Below are 5,581 nucleotides of genomic sequence, written 5' to 3' on the forward strand. Positions count from 1 at the left end.
TGTGCGGCGCGCGCGTATAGCCTTTTTTGATGATGTCGCTTCTCAAATTTGATCCTTTTAGTGAAATTTGGGCGATTTTATCGAATTTAGCTTTAAAAAGCTTAATTTAAATCAAATTTGAGTATATTTAAACTCTTTTAAAATAAGGGTAAAAATGCTTTTTAACTCATTTGCGTTTATAGTTTTTTTCTTACCGATTACTTTTGGGGTTTATTTTGTTTTAAATAAACTCAAATTCGTTCAACTCAGTATCTTTTGGCTCACGGTCGCTTCGCTATTTTTTTATGGATATTGGAATTTTATTTATATCCCGCTTATTTTAGGTTCGATTACGTTTAACTTCTACGTCGGTCATCTGCTCTGCGCTCACCCATCTCGCAAAAAACTTATTTTATGGGTGGGCGTCGTGGCAAATTTAGCCCTATTGGCCTACTACAAATACACCGACTTTTTGATAGAAAATTTTAACGGAATTTTCGGTACCGACGTACCTTTGCACCACGTTATTTTGCCTCTTGGCATTAGCTTTTTTACATTTACGCAAATAGCATTTTTAGTGGATTGCTACCATGAAAAAGTAAAAGAACCCAGCTTCCTTCGCTACGCGCTTTTCGTTACGTATTTCCCGCATCTTTTAGCCGGTCCTATCATCCACCACGCCGAGATGATGCCGCAGTTTGCAAATTTACGTTTAAAGCACATAAACTATAAAAATTTAAGCATCGGACTTTTTTTATTTTCAATCGGACTTTTTAAAAAGGTCGTAGTGGCCGATTTTTTCGCTAGATTTGCCCTTCACGGTTTTGACGTGTATACGACTCTTAGCATGAGCGAGGCATGGATCACGAGCCTTAGCTACACTTTTCAGCTATATTTTGACTTTAGCGGTTACACCGATATGGCGATCGGCATTTCATATATGTTTAACATTGTCCTGCCGATAAATTTCAACTCCCCCTACAAAGCGCTAAATATCCAAGACTTTTGGCACAGATGGCATATGACGCTCTCGAGATTTTTACGCGACTACATCTATATCCCGCTAGGTGGTAACCGCAGAGGCGAATACCGCACTTACGCTAACGTTTTTGCGGTGTTTTTGCTAGGCGGACTTTGGCATGGAGCGGGCTGGATGTTTATCATCTGGGGCGCGCTACACGGGTTTGCGATGATGGTTTGTAGATTTTATGGCGCGCATTTTCGCCCGATGAATAAATTTCTAGCCTGGTTTATAACGTTTAACTTTATAAATATCACTTGGATATTTTTCCGCGCCAGAGACCTAGATAGCGCGATGAAAGTGCTAAAAGGCATGTTTGATTTTAGCTCGGTTAAGATAAATTTTAACTACTTAGAGTACATAAGTAACTCTCTGGGATACAATCAAATAAATTTTATGGAAACACCGCAAATAGCCATGGGTACGTTCTGTGCTATTATGGGTATTACGCTTTTGGTTACGATTTTTGGGCGAAACTCGAATGAAATGGCCGCTAGAGCAAAATTTGGCTTTCTTACCGCGCTCTTTACGGCGTTTTTGTTGGCTTTGGTTTTTGCTTTTAGCTCCGGTGCGCAGGAGTCACCGTTTTTGTATTTTAACTTTTAGGATTAAATTTGAAAAAATATAAAATTTTTCTTTTGACGCTTCCTATTTTGACGCTAGTTATGATCGCGTTTTATATGGCGTTTGCGATGTTTCTCATCAGGGTTTCGTCGGCTCATCACTACGCGTATAAAAACTACCTCATCTCAAACACGACTGAACAAAACCGTATCATCGTCGAAAGCGGCTCAAACTCCTATCACGGTATCAACTCCCAGATGCTTGAAAAGCACTTTGGCAAGCTGGTTATAAATTTAGCCGATCACGGCGGTTATCCGCTACGCCACAGACTCTACCGAGCGGCCAAGCTAGCGCATAAAGGAGATATTTTTATCCTACCTTTGGAGTACAGGTACTACATCAACGATGTTCCGCCCGATACTTATTACTACGGACTTTTTTTTGAGATTCACCATTTTTACGACTATTTACCGTTTTTTGAAAAGCTAAAAACTATCTCGCAAATCCCGTTTCAAGCATTTATAAACGCGCTAATAAGAGACTATAAAGAAATAGCGGCATTTGAGATAAATTTCGATAACTTTATCAACAAAAAGCCTCAAGCCGTGCACGATTTTTCGCCGGATTTTAGAAACGGCGAACGCGGCGATTATAAATACATCGGCAAAGTAGAAGAAGCCAAAGACACGCAGATGCCGTGCCAAAAATACATATTTTTCACCGATTTTTCGGGTAGCAAAATCGGTATAAGCGATATTTTCAAAGAAAATTTAAATTTTATGAAAAAACTCGAGCGCGAAAAGGGGATCAAATTTATCTTTACCTACCCGGCCGTCGCAGGCGACGACTGCTACGACCTAAACTACCCACACGCCGCAGATAATCAAAAATTTCTAAAAGACGTAAAAAAGCTCATCGAAGATAACGGCTTTGAGATGATCGGCGATTATAAAGATAGCTATTTCCCGCGTAAATTTCTGCACGACACGTGGTTTCATCTAGTACCCGAGGCCAGAGATATGCGCACGCAAAAGCTAATCGAAAATCTCGAAAAGTCAAAATATGCAAAAGAGCTACACGCGAAGTAAAATTATATTTACTAGCGAGCGTAAATTTGGACTTTTGCTTTCTAACTAAGTTAAATTTGAGTAAATTTTACTCACCGTCATAATTTTTCGAACTAGAATTTGAAGTAAATTTAACGCAGGTCTTTTTATAGGAAATCGAAATTTGACGTAGAAAAATATGCAAATTTGAGCCCAAAAGTTCAAATTTAAGCGCAAAACAGAGCCCGTCTCGCGCTTATAAAATAGCTAGAGCGATTTTAGTCGCTCTAGCCTAACGAAGATAAAATTAATCCGCTACTTTCATCGCGCCGCCCGCGCCCAAACCGCCTTTTACGGTTTGCATTTTGTAGTTTCTGACGGCTTCTATTAGGTTATTCATCGAGTCGGTGAAGGCTGCTACTATGACTTTGCCCTCAGGCGTGTTGGCGTAGGCCCCAAGTCCTCCGCCTACCTTACTACCAAATAAGCCTCCAAGTCCTGCAAAGTCCGTGTTTCTAGCGCTTCCCTCGGCTGCCGCTAACTGTACGCCCGATCGGTTTTCGATTAGCGTTAGAACAGTACTTACGTCGCTCGTGCTAAACCCGCCGGCTACAGTACCTGCGACTGAGCCGAAAAATGCGCCTACGACGCCGCCTAGACCGCTAGTGTTGCTCTCGCTAAATGTTATCGTAGGAGTTAAGGTGTAGTCCGCGGCGACCATCTGACCTTTTTTGAAATTTGAGTTCTTTCTAAGCTCGCCCGACTCCATCAACGCGCGCTCTTCTAACATTTGGTTAAATGCCTTGCTACGCTCGACGACTACGAAGCAGTTTGACTGCTGAGCTAGGAGCCTAAGAACCGGGATAGTAGATGTTAGTTTGTACTGCCCGGTTACGACGGAGTACCAGTCGCTATTTCTATCCTCATAAATCGTAACCGTACCCATAGACTCGGTACATCTGGTTAGTCCAGAGTTAGTATTGTGCGCGCTTGAACCCGCAGCTGAGCCGGTAGCCGTCGTTTTAGCCCCAGGCGATCCCATACTCATCGACGACATACAACCCGTCAAAAGAAAAGGCAAAGCCAAAGTCGCAATCTTCGATGCGTTAAAAAACGATTTTTTCATTTATAACTCCTTAGATAAATTTACAAAATTGTAATATATTTGCGCTAAAAATTTACTTTATTTTAAATTTGATGTTATAAAATGATTTAGAAATAACCAGAAAGGATTTAACATGAAAAAACTTGTTTTAATCGCTATTTTTTCAGCGTTTTGTTTAAATTTGGCAAACGCTTACGACCGTTATTCAAACGAATCTTTAATAGTCATCCCGGATAACAGCTACAAATACAAAAAACGCCGCCACCGAGATAGATACGACGACGATGTAGTGATATATATGGACCCTCCATACGGCGGTTACAGACAAACCGACCGAGGCAGAGACTACCGCGACAAACTGGTCGATCAGTACATAAAAAACAATAACATAAAAAAAGGCGGCTCGAGCAAATCGGACGACCGAAGCTACGAAAGAGGCTACGACGACGGATATGATGACGGATACCGCGACAGACGCGACGATTATTACTATTCGCCTCGCCCGCAAGTAGGCATCCGCGTTAGATAAATTTGACGCCCGTTCGCCGCTAGTCATCAAATTTGATCTGCGGCGAAATTTGATTTACGAATTTTATTTATAAAAAGGAAAATAATGCTAACCAACCCCGTCGTGATCAGTATCCTAGTGATGACTGCGCTTTGTTTGCTGAGATTTAACATCCTGCTTTCCATCCTCGTCTCCGCCCTAGTCGCGGGTCTCATCTATCACGGCGGATTTGCCGGCGTAGGGGCCTTTTTTGGCGCGCTAACAGCTACCACATCGACGCTGATAACCGGCATGAAAGGCAACCTAGAAACCTCGCTCAGCTATATCTTGCTAGGCGCTCTCGCAGCCGCGATAGCCAACACGAACCTAACGGTGATCCTCATAAACGCCGTTAGCAAGGCTCTAGCGAAAACCAGCACCTATTTTGCTCTGATAATCGCCGCGATCGCGTGCTTGTCGCAAAATTTGATTCCCGTGCATATCGCTTTCATCCCGATTCTCATTCCGCCGCTTTTGCCACTGATGAACCGCCTAGGCATCGACCGCCGAGCCGTCGCGTGCGCGCTAACTTTCGGACTAAAGGCGCCATATGTGAGCCTTAGCGTGGGCTTTGGTCTTATCTTTCACGGTATCATACAAAAAGAGCTCGCAAACAACGGCGTAGAGGTGCAGATGAGCGAGATCTCAAGCGTAATGTGGATCGGTGGCCTTTCTATGCTAGTGGGCTTGCTTTTAGCCGTTTTCGTCTTTTACCGCAAAAGACGCGACTACGCGCACACTAAATTTGAAACGAGCGAAGAGCAAGAGGCACAGTTGGCCGCAAGCCTAAAAATGACGAAAAAAGAGTGGGCGGTGCTTGGCGGCGCGGTTGCGGCGTTTGGAGTGCAAATTTATACCGAGAGTATGCCCCTTGGCGCGCTTATCGGCCTGCTTGTTATGGTGGTTTTTGGCGGTATCGAGTACCGAAAAATCGACAAAATCATGGACAGCGGCCTAGCGATGATGGGCTTTATCGCATTTATCATGCTCGTTGCCGCGGGCTTTGGCTCGGTCTTGCGCGAGAGCGGCGGTATCGAGCAGCTAGTGAGCTTTGCTAGCGCAGTCGCCGGCGGTAAAATGGGCGGCGCGATCTTGATGCTAGCTATCGGCTTGCTTGTTACTATGGGTATCGGCACGAGCTTTGGCACGATACCGATCATCGCGGCGATCTACGTGCCGTTTTCTCTTTCGCTAGGATTTTCTCCGGCGGCTATTATCTTGTTAGTCGGTATCGCGGCGGCTCTGGGCGATGCGGGCAGTCCCGCTAGCGATAGCACGCTAGGGCCTACGAGCGGTCTAAACGCCGACGGCCAGCACAA

5 protein-coding genes are annotated in these 5,581 nt (G+C 44.1%); 4 read left to right on the forward strand and 1 reads right to left on the reverse strand.

Annotation, left to right across the window (positions count from 1 at the left end; genetic code table 11):
- Window positions 1-154: 154 nt before the first annotated feature.
- Entirely contained in the window at window positions 155-1,606 is a 1,452-nt protein-coding gene (locus Q0546_RS06405) for an MBOAT family O-acyltransferase (RefSeq protein ID WP_298791535.1), read from the forward strand.
- 8 nt (window positions 1,607-1,614) lie between these two features.
- Window positions 1,615-2,652, forward strand: coding sequence for a hypothetical protein (locus tag Q0546_RS06410; protein ID WP_298791537.1), 1,038 nt, complete (start codon window positions 1,615-1,617; stop codon window positions 2,650-2,652).
- Between the two features lie 265 nt (window positions 2,653-2,917).
- On the opposite strand, the gene Q0546_RS06415 is transcribed toward Q0546_RS06410, so the two are convergent.
- A complete protein-coding gene (locus tag Q0546_RS06415) occupies window positions 2,918-3,736 on the reverse strand; it encodes a CsgG/HfaB family protein (RefSeq protein ID WP_298057662.1) in 819 nt (272 codons plus the stop codon).
- A 112-nt stretch (window positions 3,737-3,848) separates the two neighbouring features.
- Between Q0546_RS06415 and Q0546_RS06420 the strand changes: the two genes are divergently transcribed.
- Complete coding sequence (locus Q0546_RS06420) at window positions 3,849-4,244, forward strand: hypothetical protein (RefSeq protein ID WP_298791539.1); 396 nt, start codon at window positions 3,849-3,851, stop codon at window positions 4,242-4,244.
- Between the two features lie 84 nt (window positions 4,245-4,328).
- Window positions 4,329-5,581, forward strand: a 1,253-nt coding sequence (locus Q0546_RS06425) for a Na+/H+ antiporter NhaC family protein (RefSeq protein ID WP_298791544.1), incomplete at its 3' end; no start/stop codon positions are given.

Origin of the sequence: uncultured Campylobacter sp. (assembly GCF_937997465.1) — a bacterium.
Classification (GTDB): domain Bacteria; phylum Campylobacterota; class Campylobacteria; order Campylobacterales; family Campylobacteraceae; genus Campylobacter_A.

What these genes read in the sequence shown, in the direction of transcription:
- Q0546_RS06405 (WP_298791535.1), top strand. Translation starts at nt 155, where the DNA reads ATGCTTTTTAACTCATTTGCGTTTATAGTTTTTTTCTTACCGATTACT.
- Q0546_RS06415 (WP_298057662.1), bottom strand. Translation starts at nt 3,736, where the DNA reads ATGAAAAAATCGTTTTTTAACGCATCGAAGATTGCGACTTTGGCTTTG.
- Q0546_RS06420 (WP_298791539.1), top strand. Translation starts at nt 3,849, where the DNA reads ATGAAAAAACTTGTTTTAATCGCTATTTTTTCAGCGTTTTGTTTAAAT.